A 19,907-nucleotide genomic window follows, 5' to 3' on the forward strand; every position below is an offset into this window, starting at 1 on the left:
TTATGCTAAGATGGGAGTAGCTCATGTTGGGTTCTCCTGTGAAAAATGGTGTTGTGGTGACTTCCATTTTACACGAATCCATTCATGGGCTTCTTTGTTTTTAGCTGTCGCACTTCATATTACAATCTGTCAAATGAAATGACCAGTCTCCAAACGAACATAGACTGGGATCTGGCGCCATTGCCCGCTAGCGAAAACAAGCTTCCTTCCAGTCTTGTTCAATTCAACTCCATCTATTCCATCTATTCCGGCACGCTCCAAACGGAGGACTCATGGAAAGTCGTTCAGTTTCTAAATAGCGATGCTATGGCTAAAACAAACACGGCTGCTTTAACGTTTGACGGGAAGTTACCTGTGCGGATGAAATATTTGCCCGATATCAAGGGGAGAAACCTGAAAGCCTTTTATTCCCTAAACACGGAAGAAAGAGTCGTTAGTCCTGTACAGCTTCCACCAGTTTTCCTGCAAGCTTTCCATGACTTGTTAAACAAAGCAATCTCGGATGTGCTGGGCAATCGACAAACGGTGTCGGAGGCGATCCAAGCTATACAGGAGCAAGGTGGTGGGTTATTGCTGCAACACATTGAAAAATGAAAGGAGCGGAAGAACCGTTGATGAGAAACAGCTTTTTACTTGGTCTGATTCTGTTGCTCTCGCTCGGACTCGCGTCCTGCAAGGGCCAATCCGAATCGGAAGCCGAAAAGTTTGCGGGAAACGTGAAAATTGCGGTCATGAACCCGAAAAGCTACTACGAATCCGTAGGCAAAATATTGCCTATTCATTTTCCGAATATTACCTTCGAGGTCCTTCCTCTCGATTTGGCGGATCTCGACCATATCGATAAACAAATTGACGAAGCGAATCCGGACATTGTTGTTACGTGGAGCCCCAGCGTGCTGGCGAGCATGATTGAACAAGGATCGCTAAGGGATTTGAAAGCGCTGATCTCCAAAGACAAGTTCGATGTAGACCATATGCGCAGCTCCGTCGTCCGTTATTTGGAGAAATTGGGCAACGGAAGCATGTACGGGTTGGCGCCTACCTTTATCGGCTCCGCTATTTATTACAATATCAAGCTGTTTGATCAATATGGGGTTCCATACCCGACGGACCAAATGAGCTGGGAGGAGCTTTACCGGTTGACCGCGCGTTTTCCGGTTGAAGAAGGGAAGGATCGCGTATACGGCTTCCGATATTGGGGAGGAATTAGCAATCAGCTTTCGCTGCAAGCCCGGGCGGAGCATCTTCGGTATTATGATGCTGCGGGAGAGAAGCTGGATTTGAATTCGGAAACATGGCTGCGGCTGTTTCAAACCGTTGTCGAAACGAATAAAAAAGGAGTGATTTATACCAACCCCAGCGACTTGTTCCTCGAAGGCAAAGCGGCTATGACGTATGGCGACTCGGGCTACATAACGCTATTGGGCACTAAAGGCGACGCGCTGAAGTGGGGGATCATATCAAGTCCTTCCAATTCGCAAGATCGCAGCATTAACCAATCCATCGTTTTAAACGAAATTTATTCGATATATGCGAACGCATCCAACCCGGAGCTGGCATGGGAAATCGTCAAATTTGTCAATGGCGAAGAGATAGCGAAGGTGCAGTTCCGGTCTTTGCCGACGCGAATCGCTTATAGCAAGGAAAAGGGCAATGTTTCCCTGGAGCCGTTTTACCGATTGGAAATGGATACGTTTGGGGATGACGAGGATATACGATTAAAAAACATCCCCAAATCGTTTACGAGCGCCTTAAACAAAATCGTCGATCGCGAGGCGGAAGCGGTCATGAAAGGTGAGCGTTCGGCGAAAGAGGCACTGGAGCGAATCCAAGCTGAAGGCCAAGCTCAACTCAAGTCGGTGAAGCAGGATTAAGGAGCGCACGGAGGCACGCTCTTCCTAAACGGAAAGCAGTTCCGTAAAGGAAGAGCGCTCCGGCGAAGGAAAGTGCGAACTACAGCTTGAAGATTTGAATCGTCCGCTGAAGCTGGCCGGCGGTTTGCATCATCTGCTCGGACTGCCGGACCAGAGCATCAACGACGCCGATCTGCTCGTTCATGCTGGCGGAAACTTCCTCCGTTCCCGCGGCCGATTGCTGCGTAATGGCGGCGATGCTCTCCATCGTGGCCGAGATCGTCCTCGCGCTGTCCAGCATCTTATCGCTTTCCGCGGCGAACCGGGAAATCGTTTCGGCGATAAACTCGATACTCGTTACGATTTGCGCGAAGATCGCTTCCGTCTCCTGGATATGTACCGTCTGCGTGCGCACGATGTCCTGGTTGACGGACATCTGCTCCAGCGCAAGCCCGATGCCGTGCTCGATGCGGCGTACGAGATCGAACACCTCCTTCGTCGAAGAGGTCGACTGCTCGGCCAGCATGCGCACTTCCTGGGCGACGACGGCAAAGCCCTTCCCGTGCTCGCCGGCTCTGGCCGCTTCGATCGAGGCGTTCAGCGACAGCAGGTTCGTCTGCTCGGCTATATCCGATATCGACTTCGTAATGCGCGAGATGCCGCCCGCCTGCCGGGCGAGCAGGTCGATCGTTTCGGAGACGGTTTTGGTCGCCTCCACGTTCCGCTTCATTCCGTCGTTCTGGCTGACTACCGCTTGCTGCCCTTGCTGCACGAAATGGATCATCGACTCCGACATCTCGTTCATTTCCTTGGCCGATTTCGCATAAGAGGCGACCATCTGCTCGATGACTTTCATTTCCGCGGACATATCCGCAATTTCTTCCGTAATTTTTACCGAGCCGGCCGCAAGCTCGCCCGACGATAACGTAACCTGATTCATGACGTCCTTCAGAAGTCGATTTTTGTCGCCTCCTTCGCGGGTCGTATCGACGACGGTGCGGGTGATGGCGGTCGTTTCGTTTAAAATGCCGCGCAGTTTGTCGATCATCTGATTGAATGTTTTGCCGAGCTCGCCAAGCGCGTCGTTCGATTCGATCTGGACCTTCATGGAAAAGTCGCCTTTGGCGATGTTAAGGGCGATGCGGGACATGCTCTCGATCGGACTTGTAAGCGCTCTCTCAAGCCACCCGACAAAAGGGATGCTGACACCGTAGAGAACTAGCACGGCAAGAAGGGAAGCTCCGAAGGAGACGCCCGAAAAAAGGGAAAGCAGGATCGTAAGCAAGGAGAAAGCCGCGACGATCGTATAACACCCGAACTGCAGTTTTCGTTTAAATGACAGCGCATCGAACCAGTTCATCATCATAAAGCCCCCGCTCTTCCATAATTTGTGCTTTTTCGATTATATCATGTCGAATCTTATCGGTCTATCGTCTTATGAAACAAATGGGGCTATCGGCCCTTGGACGTTTGTTCGACAATGTCTATAATTACCCCCATAAACCGACGCATTGGCTCGAACAGTTGTAGCATGAGGATTTGCGCGAAGATCCCGGCGAGGACCGCTTCTTATTTTTGAGGGTAACTTCCAAGATGCGACAAGGAAAGAGGGATGAATATGGCGCTCGACAACTGCAAGCATTGCGGCAATCTGTACCTGCGGCAAAAGTCGCCCTACTGCACCGAATGTCAGGACGTGCATGACCGCTATTATTTGACCGTGCGCGAATATTTGAAAACGAATCCGCGGAGCACGATGCTCGATGTTCATGAGAACACCGGCATTCCGATTTCGAAGCTGCTGGAAATTCGCGGCGAAGCCTATGTTCCGTTCGGATCGTGATAGCCTTATTCACGCTTGCCGATTCCCCCCGAAAGTGACGTGACGCTTGTGGCTTAATCCGTCGGAGCAGCTAGTCTGCTCTCGCAATAATAGCTACCCCTTACCCCTAATCACGAATGCGCTTCTCGACTGTCATCGGTCAAAGCTATTATTAGAACTTTCGGGGGAGCACCCAGCTTCGAATCCCAGACTCCACTTTGTGGGGTTATTTGCCGTTTGCTCGGGTAAATGGCCAGAAGACGAGAAGCGCCAAAACCCGGGCGGACAATCGACACGATTCCGGGGGATTGGAGAGGATTGGCGAAAAACCGCGTTTTTAGGCCTAATTGACCAAAAATGCGGATAAAATTGTAAATTTATGTTGAAAGATGCGAGAATTATCAGTATAATGTGACTTAAGCACCATGACATTTACCCCATAATTGTAAAATATTCGATAAGGAGGGAATTCATGTATTTTGATCAGCTGTCTTTAGCCAGACAGTTGGACATCGTATTTAAGGAACTACATCCAGAGCTGTCCGAGCTGTCTTCCGGAACGATATTCGTTCAGATCCGAAACAACGTGATTGGGAAATTCGGAGTACGTCATTTGCCGCTTGAGGGAACGGACGGAAAGTTCGAGCCGAAGGGAGCGGGGCTTTCGAATATTCAGCAGCGATCCTTTCTGAAGATGGCTCTTGATGCGCTGAAGTACAAGACGAACTGGACGCATGGCGAGATCGATCTGGATTTCACTTTGCGCCAAAACAAGCTTTATACAAGCGTTCAATTTGAATCCAACTACAATATGTCGAATTTGCTTATGCGGAAGACGAACTAATTTTATTTATCCTTTATTGTACTCCAAAAAGCTTGGCGCCCCTTGCGCCAAGCTTTTTTGGCATGTGCGGGCGGAATTCGCCTTCAGCCTGCCCGGTCGCCCGCCGCACCCGGTATACTACCGGCCGCCGGTCGAAGGGGAGCCGGACAGCGCGCTTGGATCGGAGGGAAACGGGAGTGCCGATGCTTGCCTGCACAGCTCCTCCTCGTCGATCAGTCCGGAGCAATATTTTTTCAGCAGCTGCCGGAAGGCGCTGAACGAGGAGGTCGTCAAGCCCAATTCGCGATGAAGCCGGTAGGAGGCCATAATTTCGCGGAACAAGGAGTACCGGGACGGGCGGTTCATGCCGTCCTCGCCGTATCCGGGCAGCTCGGCCGTTTCCTTGTGGGCGGGAAGGCTGAGCGTCCGCTCCCGGATCAGCTTCTGCGCTCTTGGAGAGGCGAAGTAATCGGCGAGCTGTCTGGCGGCCTCCGGATGCCTTGACTTGGCGGATACGGCAGCCCCGATAACGTTCATCAGCGATCTAGGCTCGTACAAATACGGAAGCGGCGATATGTCGTAGTCGAGATCGGTATTTTTGAAATCGTTTATGGTCATATAGTTGGTCATGATCATCGATACTTTGCCTTGCATGAAAAGCTCGTTTACATCGTCGCTGTTCTCGGACAAGTAGTTCGGGAATATATCGCGGTTCGCTATGAGGCTTCGGCATAACCGGACGCTGTCCAGCAGCCGGCTTCCGGCGAGCCGGAGCCTCCCGTCCGGCTCCGGACGGAAACGTTCGCCGCTCTGCAGCAAAAACGCCGGCCAGCGATTGTCCGAGAGCAAATAAAAGTAAAGCCCATGGCGGATGCCCGGCTTCGTAAGCTGGGCCGCATGCCGGACGGCGTCCTCCCATGTCCAGCTGCCGTCGGGTTCGGGCACCCCGCTTTCGCGGAAATGGGCGCGGTTATAGGCCAAAATAATCGGGGAGAACACAAGGGGTCTGGCATGAAGCTCCCCTTCGCACTCGAAAGCGGCCTGAGCGAACCGGTATAAACCCGGATCGGGAGGGAGCCTGTCCAGCCGCAGCCGTTCCCCGCTGTCGACGATGTTCTGGAAATCTTGATTATTCAGTGTAAACACATCAACCAAACCGTTATCCATATATTCGGTAGCGGTTGCTATATAGCTCGAGACGGACTTGATCTCGAGCGTTTTGACGCGCACGTAAGGATGCAGAGACTGGAAATCGTCCAGCAGCGCCGAGAGGGCGATATCCCGCTCGATCGAATGCGTGTAGCCGAGTGTGATCGTAGCCCCGCCAGGGACGTGATCAGTGACGCGGCTGCCAACGCGATCGATTTTCACAATAAGCCCTTCCGCCACTAACGACTCGAGTCCTTTGCGCACCGATTTGTTGCTCAGCTCGAATTGCTCGGTTAAGGATTTCTCCGCAGGCAAAAAATCGCCGGGGCCGTACACGCCGCTCCAGATGTCGGAACGAATCCGGTCGATCATCCGCTGAAGTCGGGTGTCGAACGTTTTGCGGCTTGGTTTGTCGGGGGAAGTGTCTTTCATGATGTACAACCTTTCCGAATCGTTCTATTGTTGTTCTCATCATAACGGATTCCAAACTATTTGTACAGCAATGTGATGTACAGGTGGGGGGAGGCACAGCTTAAAAAGACTCCAAAAAAACGTATTGACAGCAAATTGAAACCGTATGTATGATAATAGCGAAGTTATACATCAAGATATACATCAGTTATAATAATGATGCACATTATTCGCGAATATGTACAGCAGAACGTAAGCAGGCGCGAAGCGTCGAGACGAAAGGAAGCGACTACGGATGAAAACGATTCAAGTAGGCATTATCGGCTGCGGCAATCTTGGAAAAACACACGCCGATTGTATCGCCCAAATCGAAGGAATGGAAATCAGAGCGTACTGCGACGTGTTCGAGCAGAATGCCCAAAAGCTGCTGGCGCAGTACGGCGGCGACTATGCGACGACGGATGTGGATCGGTTTTTCAGCGACCCGTTGATCGATGCCATTTATGTGACGACCCAGCACGATACGCATGCGGAGTATTCCATCCGCGCTCTGGAGGCCGGCAAACACGTGCTCGTGGAAAAACCGCTGGCGATGACGACCGAGGACTGCCTCCGGATCGGCGATGCGGTTGTCCGCAGCGGCAAAAAGCTGTTTACGGCGTTCAAAATGCGGTATTACGAGCTGCTGTGGAAAGCGAAGGAGCTCATCCCGCAGCCGGTTATGGTCACCATGCAAATGGTGGATAACCGCTGGGGCGATACGATTTGGGCAAACGACCCGGTTAAAGGCGGCGGCAATGTGCTCAGCCAAGGCTGCCATTCCGCCGATATTTTGCGCTTTGTCGCCGGTGGAGACCCGGTAGAGGTGTATGCGGCCGGAAGCAACTATTATCAGCCGAGCGGCGTCGTTGACAATATGGTCGCCGTATTCCGCTTCGACAACGGGGCTGCCGGCAATCTGGTCCAAGGCGATGCCGGATGCCCGCCGCTGACGAGCAAATTTTTCATGCAGCTGTTCGCCGAAAATAAATCGATTACGATCAGCGATCGGCTGACGACGCTGACATACAAGGAAGCCGGCAAGGAAACGCAAGTATTCCACGGCACGGAATCCGGATTTTTGGAAGAAAACAAAGCGTTTCTGCGCTGCTTGCAGGAGGATACGCCTGCGCCGATCGACCATATCGACGGGCTGTACGCCACGCTCATGGTGCTGCAAGCGTTTGAATCGCTGCGCAGCGGCAAGCCGGAGCCGATCAAAGCTGTCGTAGAGCAGGCCGTTTCCGCCGGGAACGGGAAGGTGCAGGCATGATTCGGATTGCCCAGGCACAGCATGCGGTCGTGAACGAGCCGCTTCTGTCCCCGTTCGGCTTCAAGGGCGCCTATTTGTCGGAGCTTTGGCAATCCGTTACGCTGCTGCGTGATGACAGCGGCCGTTCGGGGCTCGGTGCGGGCGTGCAGAGCGTGTTATGGTCCGATGCGCGTTTGTTCGTCCGCGATGGCGAGGCGAGCGGCAATAAGCTGATGGCGGATATGACCGGTCATGCGCTTGGCTTGATCGAAGCGGAGCCCGAGTTCGCGTCGCCGTTTGAGCTGCTGGAGCGAGTTTATCCGGGCGTGCTCGCTTTCGGCAGGAAATCGAGCGGTCTGTCCGACTTAAGAAGCACATTCGCCTTGAATGCGCTCGTAACGGTGGATCATGCCTCATGGGGATTGTACGCCCGCAGCAAAGGGCAACGCTTCGGGGAGCTTGTGCCGGAGGAATACCGGTCCGCGCTCGCGGAGCGGCAGAGCAAGCTCGGCAGCATTCCGCTTATCCCGTACGGCATGAGCGAAACCGATATCGGACAAATGCTGGCGGACGGGTACTTTTTGCTGAAAATTAAAGTTGGCGCCGATCCGGACCAGGACGGCAGCCAGGATAAAATGCTGGAATGGGACTGCCGCAGGTTGGAGCAGATTCATGCAATCGCTTCGCGGTACGAAACGGAGCATACGGTCAGCGGCAAAATCGCCTATTATCTGGACGCGAACGGCCGGTATGACGGCAAGGACCGTCTGCTTCGCCTGCTGGACCATGCCGACCGGATCGGCGCTCTGGAACGGATTGTCCTGTTCGAGGAGCCGTTCCCGGAAGAGACGAAGATTGATGTAACGGACGTTCCGGTCCGGCTCGCCGCCGACGAAAGCGTTCATGACACGAAGGACGCGCTCGAGCGGATCGACCTCGGCTACGGAGCGATGGCGCTTAAGCCGGTGGCGAAAACGATGAGCATGAGCCTCAAGGTTGCGAAGCTGGCCGCGGATAAAGGCATTCCTTGCTTTTGTGCCGATCTGACGGCAAATCCGCTGCTCGCCGACTGGAATAAAAATTTGGCTGCGAGGCTCGCTCCGCTGCCCGGGCTGAAGGTCGGCGTCATTGAAACGAACGGCCACCAAAACTACCGCAACTGGGAGCGGATGAAAAGCTGGCACCCGCTTGCGGGAGCCGAATGGATCGAGGCTCAGCGGGGGATCTACCGGCTAAGCGAAACCTTTTATGAAACGAACGGAGGCGCTCTGGAGGCGGGAAGCCGCTACGAGTCGCTATTCAAAGGAGGACAACCAGAATGAGCCAGACAAAGCTGCGTATCGGTCTCGTCGATTTGGACACATCCCATCCCGGCAGTTTCCTGCCGATTCTGCGGGAGATGGGACACGAGGTAGTTGCCGTAAATGACGGAGGAGCTATATACCCGGACGGCTATGCGGCGAAGTTTGCCGGCGACAACGGAATTCCCTCCGTGTGCGATACACTGGAGGAGCTTGTCCCGCTTGTTGACATGGCCATCATTCACAGCTGCAATTGGGATGTGCATGTCGAGCGGGCGAGGCCTTTCGTCGAAGCAGGCAAAGGGGTATTTATCGATAAGCCGCTCGCCGGCAACGTCCGCGATCTGCGGCAAATCGTGAAGTGGGTCGAAGAGGGGGCGCGTATTACCGGAGGTTCGGCTTTGCGGTACTGCCCGGAAGTGCGCGGCTGGCACGAGCACGGCATTGCAAAGGAAGAATGGGTATACGCGCTGGCGGGCTGCGCCGTCGACGAGTTTAACTACGGCATTCACGCCTACTCGCTGCTCCATGGACTGATGGGGCCGGGTGTCCGTTCGGTACGCGCTCTTGGCGGCTCCGGCGGCCAGCGGCAAATGGAGCTGACGTGGGAAGACGGTCGGGCTGGCGTCGTCAGCGTCGGCAAAACGGCGGGATATTTGCCGTTCTACGCGAATGTCGTCACACAGAAGCGGGCCGACTATATCCACGTGGACAACCGCAAGCTGTATCGCGGGCTGCTGGAGGCGACGCTGCCTTATTTCGCCGGCGAGGCGCCTGCGCCGCTGCCGATCGGGCAGCTGATCGAGGTCGAGCTGGCGGCGATCGCGGCCAATCTGTCTTACGAGCAGGGAGGAGCGGCCGTCTCCATCGCGGAAATCCCCGAGTCGTACGCAGGATATGACGGCGCAGCTTTTGCCGTTTCGTACAAGGAATTGAAGTTCCCGGCGGCGAAATAGGATACTATCCATGTTTCAGCCAAAGGAGTGTTCGTATGAATGAGAGCAGCCGCGCCTTCCGGCCGTACGATTTATTGCTGCCGCCGGTCATTCCGGCCGTAGTTGGACGCGAAGTCAATGTATATTTCGATAACTTGATCGCCGGCGAAGCATCGCGTTACGACTTCGAACTGATCACTTCCATCGGGCGGCATCGTAACGACCGCTGGTCGTGCGTTCCGGACAAGTCCGGCGACTATCCGCTCACGGTCGAGGTTTATTCGGAAGAGGGAGTGCGGCTCGCTTCGGCGAGCACGCTCGTCCGGGTCAAGGAGGCCGAGTCGCCGCCGGGGCCGAACCGGCGCGTCCTGTTTATCGGGGACAGCACGACGGCGGCGGGGGGCTACACAGAGGAGCTGCTCCGGCTGTTTGCACTAGACCGCGCCGGCCTATCGCTTCTTGGTACCCGGGGAACCGGGCTGAACCGGCACGAAGGCCGGGGCGGGTGGAAGGTGGCGGACTACTGCGGTCATGCGGAAAGCCCGTTTTTGTTCGACGGCAAGTTCGATTTTGCCCGTTATATGGAAACGAACGCGTACGCCGGGGTGGACGACGTGTGCATTCATCTCGGCATTAACGATGTGTTCCATGCGAGCGAAGAGGACGGCATGTCGGGACTGCTTGGGCAAGCGATGCCGATGCTGGAGGAGATGATTCGGGACGTTCAGCGGTATCAGCCGGAGGCGCGCATTGGCCTCATGATGGCGATTCCTCCGTCCCGGATGCAAGACAGCTTCGGCAAAAGCTATGGCACGCTGCAAAGCCGCAGGCGGTACAAGCGCAAATGGTTCCTATGGAACCGCGAGCTGCTTCGCCTTTTCGCATCCCGGGAACAGTCCGGTATCGAGCTGATCGCGCTGCACACAGGGATCGACACGGCTCATAACATGCCGATGGAGCTGCTTGCGGCGAATGCCCGCAGCGGGCAGACGGAGCTGCGTCAAAGCAACGGCGTGCACCCGGCGCCGGAAGGTTATCATCAGATGGCGGACGTTATGTACGCCTGGCTGAAGCCGTAGGAGCGACGGCAAAGCCATAACAAGAGCAGGAGTCATCCGCGCCGCGACGGCGATGCGGATCGGCTCTTTGTTTTTTTGTCTCGAAATAACCAAAAGTACAAACTTTCAATCCGTTTATCCAAAGATTTCACGAGTCCCAGCCCTTATGATAGAACTGATATCTACGTAAACGAATAGGAGTGACGAAAGCCATGCTGCTATGCGGAGTAAGCGAGCTTGATATTACCCCTGCTCTCGGAAGCACAATGCCCGGCTATTTTACAGACCGGAAATCGACCGGGGTGATCGATCGTTTGTATGCCAAGGCGCTTGTCGTCGATCAAGACGGGAGCGCCGTTGCTTTTGTCGTGTTGGATACGATACTGGTGCCAAGAAGCGTAGTCGAGAGCATCCGGGGCAGAGTCGGAGCTATGACCGATATTCCCCCGGAACGGGTCATGGTTTCGGCGACGCATACGCATACGGGGCCGGCCGTTGCCGATACGACGTTCCTGAAGTCGGACCCGGTTTATCTGGACTGGCTGGCCAAAAAAGCGGCTGACGCGGTTACGATCGCTTACCGGACCCGCCGCGAAGCGAGAATCGGCTTCGGTACCGGGCATGAGACGGGCATTGCCTTTCATCGCCGGTTTTTCATGAAGGACGGTACTCTGCGGACGAATCCGGGGCTTCGCAATCCAGATGTCGTCAGGCCGGCCGGACCGATCGACCCGGAAGTAGGCGTTATCCGGATTGACGATGCGGAAGGACGCCCGATGGGAGTCGTAACGAATTATGCGGTACATACGGATACCGTCGGAGGAACCTTATATTGCGCCGATTTTCCGGGGGAGCTGTCCGCCGTCTTGAAGAGAGCGCTTGGCGAGCAAACGGTCAGCCTGTTCATGATGGGAGCAAGCGGCAATATCAACCATTACGACGTAATCGGCGGGCGGCTGGAAGACTATGCCAAGCCTTCCCGGCACTATATCAAAATGGGGCGCATTTTGGCCGGCGAAGTGCTGAAGGTGCGGGAGAAAATTATAACAAGTACGGAAGCGAAGGTGGAGGAGCGGAAGGAAACGGTCTGGCTTCGTTATCGGCAGCCGTCTGCGGAGCAGATTCAGGCTGCGCACGATGCGATCGCGACATTGCCGCAAACGAATGCGGAGTACAACTTTGCGCTGGAGCTGCTGGAAGCCGCGAGGCGCGGAGAAGGGGAGACGGAGGCGGAGATTCAAACGATCGCGGTTGGCGATGCGGCGGTCGTCGGCTTGCCGGCGGAAATGTTCGTCGAGTTCGGGCTGAGCATCAAGGCAAGCTCCCCGTATAGTCTGACGCTGATCAACGAGCTCTGCAACGGCATAGTCGGTACTTACGTATGCACCCGCGAGTCCTACCGGTTGGGCGGCTATGAGCCGCGTATTACGTCCAACAACCGGCTGCAGGAGGAGACCGGCGATCTGTTCGTGGAATGCGCGCTCGGACTGCTGCGAGGGCTAAGAGACGGGGCTGAGCCGGATCCGCAGTGAGCTTGGGGGCCGCTGCGTGATCGTGGTATAATGAAGTATAGTCGTGGAACTAGAAAACCCGGCTTCCGCAGGATCTCCTGCGTAAGCCGGGTTTTTCCGTTAAGTATGGGTGGGTTTAGCGTGTAAATTGGCTTCCGCTCAGTTGCTGCTCGGCGATTTGCACGAGGCGACGGGTGATGTGGCCTCCGATTGCGCCGGCGTCACGGGTAGCCATGAAGCCCATGTAGCCGTCTTGAGGGATTTGAATGCCCAGTTCTTGAGCAACCTCGTATTTCAGTTGATCCAAAGCTGCCGAAGCTTGGGGAACGACGAGAGAGTTGCTGGAACGACTTTGTCCTGCTGCCATATTTATCACCTCCGATGATGGTAGTATGAACAAAAAATCAAATTATACTCGGGGAACAAATTGGAAATTTGGACCATCGGCTTCGTCCGTGCAAAGGGGCTGAACCGGATGGTCGAAATGGAACGAAATTTGCCGGATGAAATGGGGGACTTGACGTGTTTAATTTGCGCATGAGCGGGATGTCGTTCGACAGCGGGCTTCAGATCGTGCAGGCCGACGTGCTGCTGTCGATCGATGGGGAGACGGTCATCGAGGAGCCGCTGTGCATCGATGTCGGGCTGCCGGCGCTGCTGCTGAGCGGACTGGAAGAGATGGAGCCGTATCGCTGGGCGCCCGCAAACGAGTGGCGGCGCATGCCCTTTTTCGTTTGCGGCTGCGGCGACCCGGAATGCAGAGGTTATTCGTTCCGGGTGAAGCATACGGGAGGCGGCCAGTCGGAGTGGACGCTCGTGGAAGAGGCGGAAGACGGAACGTACCGCGAGCACGAAACGTACCGGATATCGGCAGACGAATGCCGGACACAGCTGCTGGAGCTGGGCGAGCGATTCCTTGCTTTTGTCGAGCCGCTCGACTACAACCCGTATTTTGCCGATACGGTTCCGGTTGTGAAGGAGCTTGTAGCCCGTCTGAAGCATAGCGCAGGCGGGGCTGATGGTGGGAGATAGCGAGGACGCTGTAAAAGGTGTTTGAAGCGAAAAGAGGCCTTGATCCCGTGGATATGACTCTCCCAGGAGCAGGGCCTCTTCTCATTTGTAATCACCTTATGCCTGTTCACGACAGCTCGACAATAAGCCGGTTATGGACGGCTACCTAGCAGCGCCTGGATCGTCCCGTCCTGTCCAAGCAGCTCGCCGAGCCGCATGCAGTTGTTTTCCGGCGATTCGATCGTCCAGCCGGCTACCTTCGTTCCGCATACGATGGCGTCCCGCAGCGCCAAGCCCTGCATGAGCCCAAACGCCGTACCCGAGAAGAACGCGTCGCCGGCGCCGCTCGTATCCTGCACTTGAACGGGGAAAATAGCTTGCGAGCCGAATTCCTCCGTCTCGGCGATGGCGTATAGCGAGCCTTCCGCTCCCAAAGTGACGACAAGCGACGGAAGGCCGCTTTGGCGCATATAGGCGAGCATCGCTTCTTTTTGTTTCGTGGGCTCCAGCTCGTGAATCGGCAGTCCGGTCAAACGCTCCGCCTCGACATGGTTGCATATAAAGCAGCTCAAGGAGCGCATCAGTTCCGGATGATTCAGCACGACATCGAGATTGCCGGGAATTCCGTAAACCGGCTTGCCGTAACGCGTTGCCAGCTCGAGCACCGATGTGGAGATACCGGCGTTCAAATCGAGCTCCAGCATGATGTGCGACGAGGACTTCACGATTTCTTCGCCGAACTCGGCGATCACGCGCTCCATCGTCGTCAGATCGGGCATTTGCGAGATCGATCCCGCGAGGTCTCCGGCATGGTCGAGGACGGCCAGCCACATGCCCATGCCTGCCTGCTCGGCCGCCGATACATAGCGCGTATCCGCCTTGATTCCGTTCAGCCGCTCCACGACCTCCTGGCCGAGTCCGCTTGCGTCGACCGACGATACGAAGCGGGTCGGAACGCCCGCTCTCGCCAAGTTTTCCGCGACATTGCGTCCTACGCCGCCATGCACGAACTGAATCGAGCCGAGATTGCGCCCCGTTGGAATATAGGCGTCCCGGGCAAAACCTTTGCAATCGATAAATACGGTTCCGATAACCGCGGCATTCAAACTCATCGTTATGTTCTCTCCCTTATACGCGTTCAATCTCGAGTGCCAGCGTCAGCACCAACTCTTCGCCCGGAGCGATCGATCTCATGCCGGTGAACTCGGACCCGGCGTCCAGATTCGGAGCATCCGGCGTCCACGTAAGCGGCTCGACGCACACGATGTCAAACGCTTCGCCCTTCGTATATACGACCCACTGGGTAAAAGGCTCGTTGCCGCGATACCGGATCGCGTACCCGGGCTTGGACAGGACGGCAACGGCCGGAAGGTCGCTGCGGCCGCGAAACGCCATATCCATATTTTGACCTTGCAGGTTCAGTCCTTCGTTCAGAAGCTCGTACTTGCCGAGCGCCAACCGGTTTCCGGTGGCGAGCAGTTTCTCGTTGAGCTCCCAGATATCCTCGACCGGCAGCGTGAGCGTCCACTTCTCCGGCTCGCCGTCCAGCAGGAACCAGGTATGCGTGCCAAAGCCGAACGGGGCGGGCTCTTCGCTTCCGTTGCGGAACGAGATCGTTTGGGTGAGCGAGGCGCCGCGGATTTCCGTGTGCAGCCGGATCGTCATGTCGTGCGGATATTGCCCCATCACTTCGGGAAAATCCGCCGTGCGGAATTCGGTCGTAATCGAGGCGGTATCGTCATCCACGGCCGTCTCCGTCACGCGCCAGGGCCGACTCAGCACAAAGCCGTGAATATGATGGCCGTCCGGCGTATTTTGTTCCATATGGTACGTTTTTCCGTTAAAAGGAAACGCAGCGCCGCGAATCCGGCTCGGAGGCAGCAGAAGCGGAATGCCGTAGTGTACCGGTTTCTGCCGAAGGGCATCCAGGCTGTCCGGAACGCGCACGACGTCTCTTTCGGCGATTTTGTCCCATACGCGGTATACGTTGCTGCCGAGCTCCGGGATAAGCGAAAGCGTAAAATTGCTGTTTTCCAAAACGTATACGGCAGCTCCGTCCCACTGCCGCTGATGTGCTGTTGCCATGTATCAATCGGGCTCCTTCCGCCTGCAAATTCTCGCCTTTCATTGTAGCAAACCGATGGTTCGCTGTCATTTGCCTTTTTTGCCGCATCTTCAAGGGGGGACAGCAGGAAGTGCGGCCTTGCGGGAGGTGTTCCTAGGAGGGGGGGGAAGCAGTCCCTCCTTATTTGCGGTCTTTGCGAATTTCCCGCATCACATGGCCTAGCTCCGGCAGGACGATTCGCGTCATCGCCAGCTTGACCGCGCCCGCCGAGCCCGGCATCGAGAAGACGGCTGTATTGCCGCATACGCCGGCAACGGCGCGGCTGAGTATTGCGGCCGAGCCGATATCTTCGGCGAAGCTTAAATAGCGGAACAGTTCGCCGAACCCGGGCATTTCCTTATCCAGCGTATCGCGAACCGCCTCATACGTCGTATCGCGCAGGGCGATGCCCGTGCCTCCGCTGAGCAGCACCGCTTCGATCCGGCTGTCGGCGGCAGCCTCTTTGACAAGCCGGCGAAGCGGTTCGTATTCGTCCTTCACAATCCGGTAAGCGACGACCGGATGACCCGCTTTCTCCAGCAGTTCCCGCATCAACCGGCCGCTTCTGTCGGTTTCCTCCGTTCGGGTGTCCGATACGGTTACGATCATGCAGGCGACGGACACCGGCGCTTCCTTGCGATGCTCCTCCACGGAGTTGTTTGGTGTAGACACTGTTTTTACCCTCCCGGCGAAAATGCTTTGTCGATTTTTATTATAACATCCTGCAATCTCGGATGGATTGCTCTCGCTTGTCCTTTTCCGGAATTGACTACTTGCGGCATTGCTGGTATTATAAATGTTATGCTGTTATAAGTGAAACTATCGCGGACCGACCGCAGTCATGCGGCTTTTTTCGCGTTCGACGGACAAAGGAGGTGTGTACGATGCGCGTTATCGTTACTTTGGCGTGCACCGAATCTGGTGATCGCAATTATACGACTTCGAAGAACAAGAAGACGCATCCGCAACGGATCGAGATGAAAAAATATTGCCCTCGCCTGAAGAAATACACTCTTCACCGCGAAACCCGCTAATTGCAGCGGCATAGGCAGCTAAGCAATGACAGGAGCAAGTACGCATTCGTAATCCGCCGCAGAGAGCCGGTGGCCGCTGTAAACCGGCGCGGAAGCGAATGCGGAATGGGTCCTGGAGCATGAAGCTGAACGAACGAGTCGGTTATAATCCGTACACGTCCAGTAGGCGGAACGGCTGTTCCCCGTTACCGGAACGACCAAGGTTTTCCGCGTCCGGCGTCTTTTGGCGTGCGCTCGGAAAACGAATTAGGGTGGTACCACGACCTCTCGTCCCTTGCGGAACGGGGGTTTTTTGTTTTTTCTAACGATAAAATCGGCAGGAGGGTCCTTCATGAAACGCGTATTATCCGGCATTCAGCCAAGCGGCAATTTGACGCTGGGCAACTATATCGGCGCGATGAAAAATTTCGTCAAGCTGCAGCACGATCACGAATGTTATTTTATGGTCGTCGACCTTCATGCCATCACGGTTCCGCAGGAGCCGGCGGCACTGCGCGAGCAAACGGAGGCGGTAGCCGCCCTGTTCATCGCAGCGGGCATCGACCCGTCGAAGGCGAGCGTGTTTCTGCAGTCGCATGTTCCGGCGCACGCCGAGCTTGGCTGGATCATGACGACGCTCGTTTATATGGGCGAGCTGGAGCGGATGACCCAGTTCAAGGACAAGGCGTCCGGCAAGGAATCGGTCGGCGCGGGGCTGTTCACGTACCCGGCGTTGATGGCCGCCGACATTTTGCTGTACAATGCCGATCTCGTCCCGGTTGGCGACGATCAGAAGCAGCATCTTGAGATTACGCGCGATTTGGCGCAGCGGTTCAACAGCCGGTTCGGCGATCATTTCGTCGTACCGGAGCCGTACATCCCTAAGGTGGGCGCCCGCATCATGTCGCTGGACGACGCCTCCAAGAAGATGAGCAAGAGCAATCCGAATCCGGGCAGCTCCATCGCGCTGCTGGATGAGCCGGACGTCATCCGCAAAAAAATTAGCCGTGCCGTCACCGACTCGGGCCGGGAAGTGAAATACGATCCGGCGAACAAGCCGGAAGTGAGCAATCTGATGACGATTTACTCGCATTGCGCCGACATCTCCATAGCGGACATCGAAGCCAGATACGAGGGCCAAGGCTACGGGCCGTTCAAAAAAGATTTGGCCGAGGCGGTCGTTGGCGCGCTTGAGCCGCTCCAGCAGCGGTACAAAGATATTCGCGCATCCGGAGAGCTGACTCGCATTTTGCGTCAGGGCGCCGAGCAGGCGGGTGAGATTGCGAACCGTACCGTGCGCGAAGCGAAGCAAAAGATGGGTTTTGTGCTGCCATAAAAAAAGAAAAGAAGGTCCGGTGATGGTCGGACCTTCGCTAACGTGAGGTAGAGGCTCTGTCATTCGGACGGAGTCTCTTTTTTGCGTCGAAGCTTCGCCTTGAGCGAAAAGCCGTAGCCGATAAAGGCTATCGAGCCGATGGAGCATAACCAAACGGCTGCGATATTGCCGTAGCTGATAGCGGCGGCGATGCCGACGAGCAGGCCGGTGCCGACGAGGGCGAACAGTAACGATAGAAGGCGGCTCATGGGTTTAAGTTCTCCTTTTATTCAGAAGCCTTGACGGAATTACGGACCTGCTGATGACCGGGACGGACCCCAAGGTCCAAGGTCTCTACTCGTCAGTTGGAACGGTAGTTCCGATAAAGCTTGTAATGAAATCGACTTCAAAGGTTAGTGAAATCGGGTCGATCGGCTGCCTTTTAAATTTCTCATGAATCGGATGTATATTAATCGTTAATCGAAACATAATAAGCTTGCAAGCTTGCAAAATACATCACACACAAACAGTTCGCAGATTGAAAGGAGCACACCTACTATGGCAAGTGGTCAATCTCGCAGCAGCAACTCTTTGGTAGTTCCTCAAGCAAACGGAGCCCTGAATCAACTGAAGTACGAAGTAGCTCAAGAGCTGGGCATCCAAATTCCGCAAGACGGCTACATGGGCTACATGGCTACTCGCGACGCGGGCTCCATTGGCGGACACATCACTCGCCGTCTGGTGCAAATCGCCGAGCAACAATTGTCCGGCGGGATGACTCGCTAAGCAATCGATTCTTGTCTACGAACAAGCCCAAGGGTGAACGCCCTTGGGCTTTTGCGTGTTGCCTACCGCGAAAGCAGCCACAAGGAAGCCCCCGGGTAGGGGGCTGCAGATATCAATATGTGCTGATCTTCAGCTTTTTCTCCACGCGTCCTTCGCTCAGCCAGCCGACATAAGAGTCGATCGGCTCGTACTGTTTATCCATCAGGAGAACGGCTACGAACGGATATTGCTTGCGATGACGGTACCTGACGTCCGTCCAGCGTACTTCGTAGCCCCATGAATGCTCCTTCATTTCCGCGCAGGCGGTCGAGGTGAAGTACAGGAACGCCTGAACGTCCGGATGATTCTTGGAGGCGTCGATTGCCGGGTGGCTGTGGCAGTGCGCCTTGTCGACCCAGCGCAGCTTGCCTCCGCGGAACTCGCCGAGCGTGTAATCGCCCGGAGCCGTTCGTTTGACGACGTTCCAGGAGTACAGATGAATCGTCGGAATCCATATATACTGGTGGCCCGGATCGTACTGCGGGTCCTGCAGCTTGATGCGCCGGCCTATCGCGGCATGTACGAGCGTTCGCCATACGTAATACAGGGCGATCAGCACGTAGAGCGCCGGGAAAATTTGCTTCGGCGTAGCCAGATGCACGGACCACATGAAAATGGCGATCAAATGGCTCGTAAAGATGAACGGATCGAATATATGAATGATGTTCCATGATATCCATTTTTCCGTTATGGGCCGCATCGCCTGAGTGCCGTACGTATTAAACAGGTCGCTGAATACGTGAAACGAAACGGCGATAAAAACCCACAAGGCGATATGCATGACCGAAGCGCCCTGAAACAAGATGGCGAGCATCAGCGTAATGAGCGCGGTCCAGATGGCCACGGCCGGCAAGCTGTGCGACTTCCCGCGATGGTTGCGGATGTAGGAAGCATTGCCGCGAAAACGTAAAAGTCCGTCCAGGTCGGGGGCTTGCGAGCCGAGCACGGTGCCGATCAAGACGGCGGTTGCAAGTAGGGAGTCCGAGGCCACGGCGGGGTCCACATAAGCGAGTCCGGCCAAACCGAGTCCGACTACCAGATGCGTGCCTGTATCCAAAAGTTGTCTCCTCCTCATCGGTCTTCCCTGTTATCATAACACGAGAAACGGTAAAATAAAAAACGATTTAAAACAAAACTCGCGCGCCTACAGCAGCGCGGGAAGCCTAAACTTAGATTCCGAGGTGATCTTCATGGAAATCGTTTTTGTCGAATATAAAGTGTTCCCGGAAAAACGCGACGCATACTTAAGCTGGGTGAAACAGATCCGCTTCCAGCATCCTCGCATGACGCATTATGAAGCTTCCGACCAGGCAAGCCTGTTCGTCGAGCTCTGGCTGAACGTCGGGGAGGAAGAATACCGCTCGTTCAAAACGGCCCGGCTGCACAATCCGGCTGCTCCTTGGTCCGAACTGGCAGAATTTGTGCCTGGGGGGCTCGAAAAGGTGCACGTTTGGCATTTTCGAAGTACGCGGGTTTGATCCGGTA

The 19,907-nt window shown here is 55.5% G+C and carries 22 protein-coding genes and 1 other annotated feature; of the genes, 14 read left to right on the top strand and 8 right to left on the bottom strand.

The features are described from left to right. Window positions 1-84: 84 nt before the first annotated feature. Complete coding sequence (locus tag D7M11_RS34605) at window positions 85-594, top strand: type 2 periplasmic-binding domain-containing protein (protein ID WP_120751836.1); 510 nt, start codon at window positions 85-87, stop codon at window positions 592-594. A 20-nt stretch (window positions 595-614) separates the two neighbouring features. Beyond that, a complete protein-coding gene (locus D7M11_RS34610) occupies window positions 615-1,874 on the top strand; it encodes an extracellular solute-binding protein (protein ID WP_240041440.1) in 1,260 nt (419 codons plus the stop codon). Between the two features lie 79 nt (window positions 1,875-1,953). On the opposite strand, the gene D7M11_RS34615 is transcribed toward D7M11_RS34610, so the two are convergent. Then, complete coding sequence (locus D7M11_RS34615) at window positions 1,954-3,219, bottom strand: methyl-accepting chemotaxis protein (RefSeq protein WP_338042536.1); 1,266 nt, start codon at window positions 3,217-3,219, stop codon at window positions 1,954-1,956. A gap of 252 nt (window positions 3,220-3,471) precedes the next feature. On the opposite strand from D7M11_RS34615, the gene D7M11_RS34620 reads away from it, so the two are divergent. Then, a complete protein-coding gene (locus D7M11_RS34620; protein ID WP_120751839.1) occupies window positions 3,472-3,696 on the top strand; it encodes a hypothetical protein in 225 nt (74 codons plus the stop codon). Window positions 3,697-4,147: 451 nt separating this feature from the next. Further along, a complete protein-coding gene (locus tag D7M11_RS34625) occupies window positions 4,148-4,519 on the top strand; it encodes an O-methyltransferase (protein WP_120751840.1) in 372 nt (123 codons plus the stop codon). A gap of 117 nt (window positions 4,520-4,636) precedes the next feature. Here the strand turns inward: D7M11_RS34625 and D7M11_RS34630 are convergent, their stop codons facing one another. Then, complete coding sequence (locus tag D7M11_RS34630; protein WP_120751841.1) at window positions 4,637-6,079, bottom strand: extracellular solute-binding protein; 1,443 nt, start codon at window positions 6,077-6,079, stop codon at window positions 4,637-4,639. A gap of 274 nt (window positions 6,080-6,353) precedes the next feature. Here D7M11_RS34630 and D7M11_RS34635 point away from each other — a divergent pair, with 274 nt between their 5' ends. The 5 genes from D7M11_RS34635 to D7M11_RS34655 all read left to right on the top strand — a co-directional run bounded on the left by D7M11_RS34635 (window position 6,354) and on the right by D7M11_RS34655 (window position 12,175). Continuing rightward, a complete protein-coding gene (locus D7M11_RS34635) occupies window positions 6,354-7,370 on the top strand; it encodes a Gfo/Idh/MocA family protein (RefSeq protein ID WP_120751842.1) in 1,017 nt (338 codons plus the stop codon). Continuing rightward, window positions 7,367-8,671, top strand: a complete 1,305-nt coding sequence (locus D7M11_RS34640) for an enolase C-terminal domain-like protein (protein WP_120751843.1) — start codon at window positions 7,367-7,369, stop codon at window positions 8,669-8,671. Before D7M11_RS34635 ends, D7M11_RS34640 begins: the two co-directional genes overlap by 4 nt. Beyond that, on the top strand, window positions 8,668-9,606 hold the full coding sequence (locus D7M11_RS34645; RefSeq protein WP_120751844.1) for a Gfo/Idh/MocA family protein: 939 nt from the start codon (window positions 8,668-8,670) through the stop codon (window positions 9,604-9,606). The genes D7M11_RS34640 and D7M11_RS34645 overlap by 4 nt, the downstream gene beginning before the upstream one ends. Before the next feature lie 35 nt (window positions 9,607-9,641). After that, window positions 9,642-10,664 (top strand): SGNH/GDSL hydrolase family protein, encoded by a 1,023-nt coding sequence (locus D7M11_RS34650; RefSeq protein WP_120751845.1) that lies wholly within the window; start codon window positions 9,642-9,644, stop codon window positions 10,662-10,664. A 191-nt stretch (window positions 10,665-10,855) separates the two neighbouring features. Continuing rightward, window positions 10,856-12,175, top strand: coding sequence for a neutral/alkaline non-lysosomal ceramidase N-terminal domain-containing protein (locus D7M11_RS34655; RefSeq protein ID WP_120751846.1), 1,320 nt, complete (start codon window positions 10,856-10,858; stop codon window positions 12,173-12,175). 115 nt (window positions 12,176-12,290) lie between these two features. On the opposite strand, the gene D7M11_RS34660 is transcribed toward D7M11_RS34655, so the two are convergent. Beyond that, window positions 12,291-12,521 carry an alpha/beta-type small acid-soluble spore protein gene (locus tag D7M11_RS34660; protein WP_120751847.1) on the bottom strand — a complete coding sequence of 77 codons (231 nt, stop codon included), beginning with the start codon at window positions 12,519-12,521 and terminating at the stop codon, window positions 12,291-12,293. A gap of 155 nt (window positions 12,522-12,676) precedes the next feature. Here D7M11_RS34660 and D7M11_RS34665 point away from each other — a divergent pair, with 155 nt between their 5' ends. Continuing rightward, window positions 12,677-13,186 carry a hypothetical protein gene (locus tag D7M11_RS34665; protein WP_240041438.1) on the top strand — a complete coding sequence of 170 codons (510 nt, stop codon included), beginning with the start codon at window positions 12,677-12,679 and terminating at the stop codon, window positions 13,184-13,186. Between the two features lie 131 nt (window positions 13,187-13,317). Here D7M11_RS34665 and D7M11_RS34670 read toward each other — a convergent pair whose 3' ends face one another. From D7M11_RS34670 to D7M11_RS34680, 3 genes are all read right to left on the bottom strand, one after another. Then, window positions 13,318-14,277, bottom strand: a complete 960-nt coding sequence (locus D7M11_RS34670) for a carbohydrate kinase family protein (RefSeq protein WP_120751848.1) — start codon at window positions 14,275-14,277, stop codon at window positions 13,318-13,320. Between the two features lie 16 nt (window positions 14,278-14,293). Beyond that, complete coding sequence (locus D7M11_RS34675; protein ID WP_120751849.1) at window positions 14,294-15,250, bottom strand: aldose 1-epimerase; 957 nt, start codon at window positions 15,248-15,250, stop codon at window positions 14,294-14,296. A 160-nt stretch (window positions 15,251-15,410) separates the two neighbouring features. After that, on the bottom strand, window positions 15,411-15,878 hold the full coding sequence (locus tag D7M11_RS34680) for a MogA/MoaB family molybdenum cofactor biosynthesis protein (RefSeq protein ID WP_120751871.1): 468 nt from the start codon (window positions 15,876-15,878) through the stop codon (window positions 15,411-15,413). Between the two features lie 275 nt (window positions 15,879-16,153). On the opposite strand from D7M11_RS34680, the gene rpmG reads away from it, so the two are divergent. Together rpmG and trpS are read left to right on the top strand one after the other, a co-directional pair. Further along, window positions 16,154-16,303, top strand: a complete 150-nt coding sequence (gene rpmG, locus D7M11_RS34685) for a 50S ribosomal protein L33 (RefSeq protein WP_120751850.1) — start codon at window positions 16,154-16,156, stop codon at window positions 16,301-16,303. Between the two features lie 16 nt (window positions 16,304-16,319). After that, window positions 16,320-16,581: a binding site (T-box leader), on the top strand. 53 nt (window positions 16,582-16,634) lie between these two features. Further along, window positions 16,635-17,618, top strand: coding sequence for a tryptophan--tRNA ligase (gene trpS, locus D7M11_RS34690; RefSeq protein WP_120751851.1), 984 nt, complete (start codon window positions 16,635-16,637; stop codon window positions 17,616-17,618). A 59-nt stretch (window positions 17,619-17,677) separates the two neighbouring features. On the opposite strand, the gene D7M11_RS34695 is transcribed toward trpS, so the two are convergent. Continuing rightward, a complete protein-coding gene (locus D7M11_RS34695; RefSeq protein WP_120751852.1) occupies window positions 17,678-17,866 on the bottom strand; it encodes a DUF5325 family protein in 189 nt (62 codons plus the stop codon). Between the two features lie 289 nt (window positions 17,867-18,155). On the opposite strand from D7M11_RS34695, the gene D7M11_RS34700 reads away from it, so the two are divergent. Next, entirely contained in the window at window positions 18,156-18,383 is a 228-nt protein-coding gene (locus D7M11_RS34700) for an alpha/beta-type small acid-soluble spore protein (RefSeq protein WP_120751853.1), read from the top strand. Between the two features lie 112 nt (window positions 18,384-18,495). Here D7M11_RS34700 and D7M11_RS34705 read toward each other — a convergent pair whose 3' ends face one another. Beyond that, window positions 18,496-19,479 (bottom strand): metal-dependent hydrolase, encoded by a 984-nt coding sequence (locus D7M11_RS34705; RefSeq protein ID WP_120751854.1) that lies wholly within the window; start codon window positions 19,477-19,479, stop codon window positions 18,496-18,498. 133 nt (window positions 19,480-19,612) lie between these two features. On the opposite strand from D7M11_RS34705, the gene D7M11_RS34710 reads away from it, so the two are divergent. Next, window positions 19,613-19,900 (top strand): hypothetical protein, encoded by a 288-nt coding sequence (locus tag D7M11_RS34710; protein WP_120751855.1) that lies wholly within the window; start codon window positions 19,613-19,615, stop codon window positions 19,898-19,900. Window positions 19,901-19,907: the final 7 nt, after the last annotated feature.

Source organism: Paenibacillus ginsengarvi, assembly GCF_003626695.1.
Lineage (GTDB): Bacteria > Bacillota > Bacilli > Paenibacillales > NBRC-103111 > Paenibacillus_AB > Paenibacillus_AB ginsengarvi.

Excerpts from the sequence above, each read along its gene's own strand:
- D7M11_RS34605 (WP_120751836.1), top strand. The coding sequence starts at position 85 with ATGGGCTTCTTTGTTTTTAGCTGTCGCACTTCATATTACAATCTGTCA.
- D7M11_RS34610 (WP_240041440.1), top strand. The coding sequence starts at position 615 with ATGAGAAACAGCTTTTTACTTGGTCTGATTCTGTTGCTCTCGCTCGGA.
- D7M11_RS34615 (WP_338042536.1), bottom strand. The coding sequence starts at position 3,219 with ATGATGATGAACTGGTTCGATGCGCTGTCATTTAAACGAAAACTGCAG.
- D7M11_RS34620 (WP_120751839.1), top strand. The coding sequence starts at position 3,472 with ATGGCGCTCGACAACTGCAAGCATTGCGGCAATCTGTACCTGCGGCAA.
- D7M11_RS34625 (WP_120751840.1), top strand. The coding sequence starts at position 4,148 with ATGTATTTTGATCAGCTGTCTTTAGCCAGACAGTTGGACATCGTATTT.
- D7M11_RS34630 (WP_120751841.1), bottom strand. The coding sequence starts at position 6,079 with ATGAAAGACACTTCCCCCGACAAACCAAGCCGCAAAACGTTCGACACC.
- D7M11_RS34635 (WP_120751842.1), top strand. The coding sequence starts at position 6,354 with ATGAAAACGATTCAAGTAGGCATTATCGGCTGCGGCAATCTTGGAAAA.
- D7M11_RS34640 (WP_120751843.1), top strand. The coding sequence starts at position 7,367 with ATGATTCGGATTGCCCAGGCACAGCATGCGGTCGTGAACGAGCCGCTT.
- D7M11_RS34645 (WP_120751844.1), top strand. The coding sequence starts at position 8,668 with ATGAGCCAGACAAAGCTGCGTATCGGTCTCGTCGATTTGGACACATCC.
- D7M11_RS34650 (WP_120751845.1), top strand. The coding sequence starts at position 9,642 with ATGAATGAGAGCAGCCGCGCCTTCCGGCCGTACGATTTATTGCTGCCG.
- D7M11_RS34655 (WP_120751846.1), top strand. The coding sequence starts at position 10,856 with ATGCTGCTATGCGGAGTAAGCGAGCTTGATATTACCCCTGCTCTCGGA.
- D7M11_RS34660 (WP_120751847.1), bottom strand. The coding sequence starts at position 12,521 with ATGGCAGCAGGACAAAGTCGTTCCAGCAACTCTCTCGTCGTTCCCCAA.
- D7M11_RS34670 (WP_120751848.1), bottom strand. The coding sequence starts at position 14,277 with ATGAGTTTGAATGCCGCGGTTATCGGAACCGTATTTATCGATTGCAAA.
- D7M11_RS34675 (WP_120751849.1), bottom strand. The coding sequence starts at position 15,250 with ATGGCAACAGCACATCAGCGGCAGTGGGACGGAGCTGCCGTATACGTT.
- D7M11_RS34680 (WP_120751871.1), bottom strand. The coding sequence starts at position 15,878 with ATGATCGTAACCGTATCGGACACCCGAACGGAGGAAACCGACAGAAGC.
- rpmG (WP_120751850.1), top strand. The coding sequence starts at position 16,154 with ATGCGCGTTATCGTTACTTTGGCGTGCACCGAATCTGGTGATCGCAAT.
- trpS (WP_120751851.1), top strand. The coding sequence starts at position 16,635 with ATGAAACGCGTATTATCCGGCATTCAGCCAAGCGGCAATTTGACGCTG.
- D7M11_RS34695 (WP_120751852.1), bottom strand. The coding sequence starts at position 17,866 with ATGAGCCGCCTTCTATCGTTACTGTTCGCCCTCGTCGGCACCGGCCTG.
- D7M11_RS34700 (WP_120751853.1), top strand. The coding sequence starts at position 18,156 with ATGGCAAGTGGTCAATCTCGCAGCAGCAACTCTTTGGTAGTTCCTCAA.
- D7M11_RS34710 (WP_120751855.1), top strand. The coding sequence starts at position 19,613 with ATGGAAATCGTTTTTGTCGAATATAAAGTGTTCCCGGAAAAACGCGAC.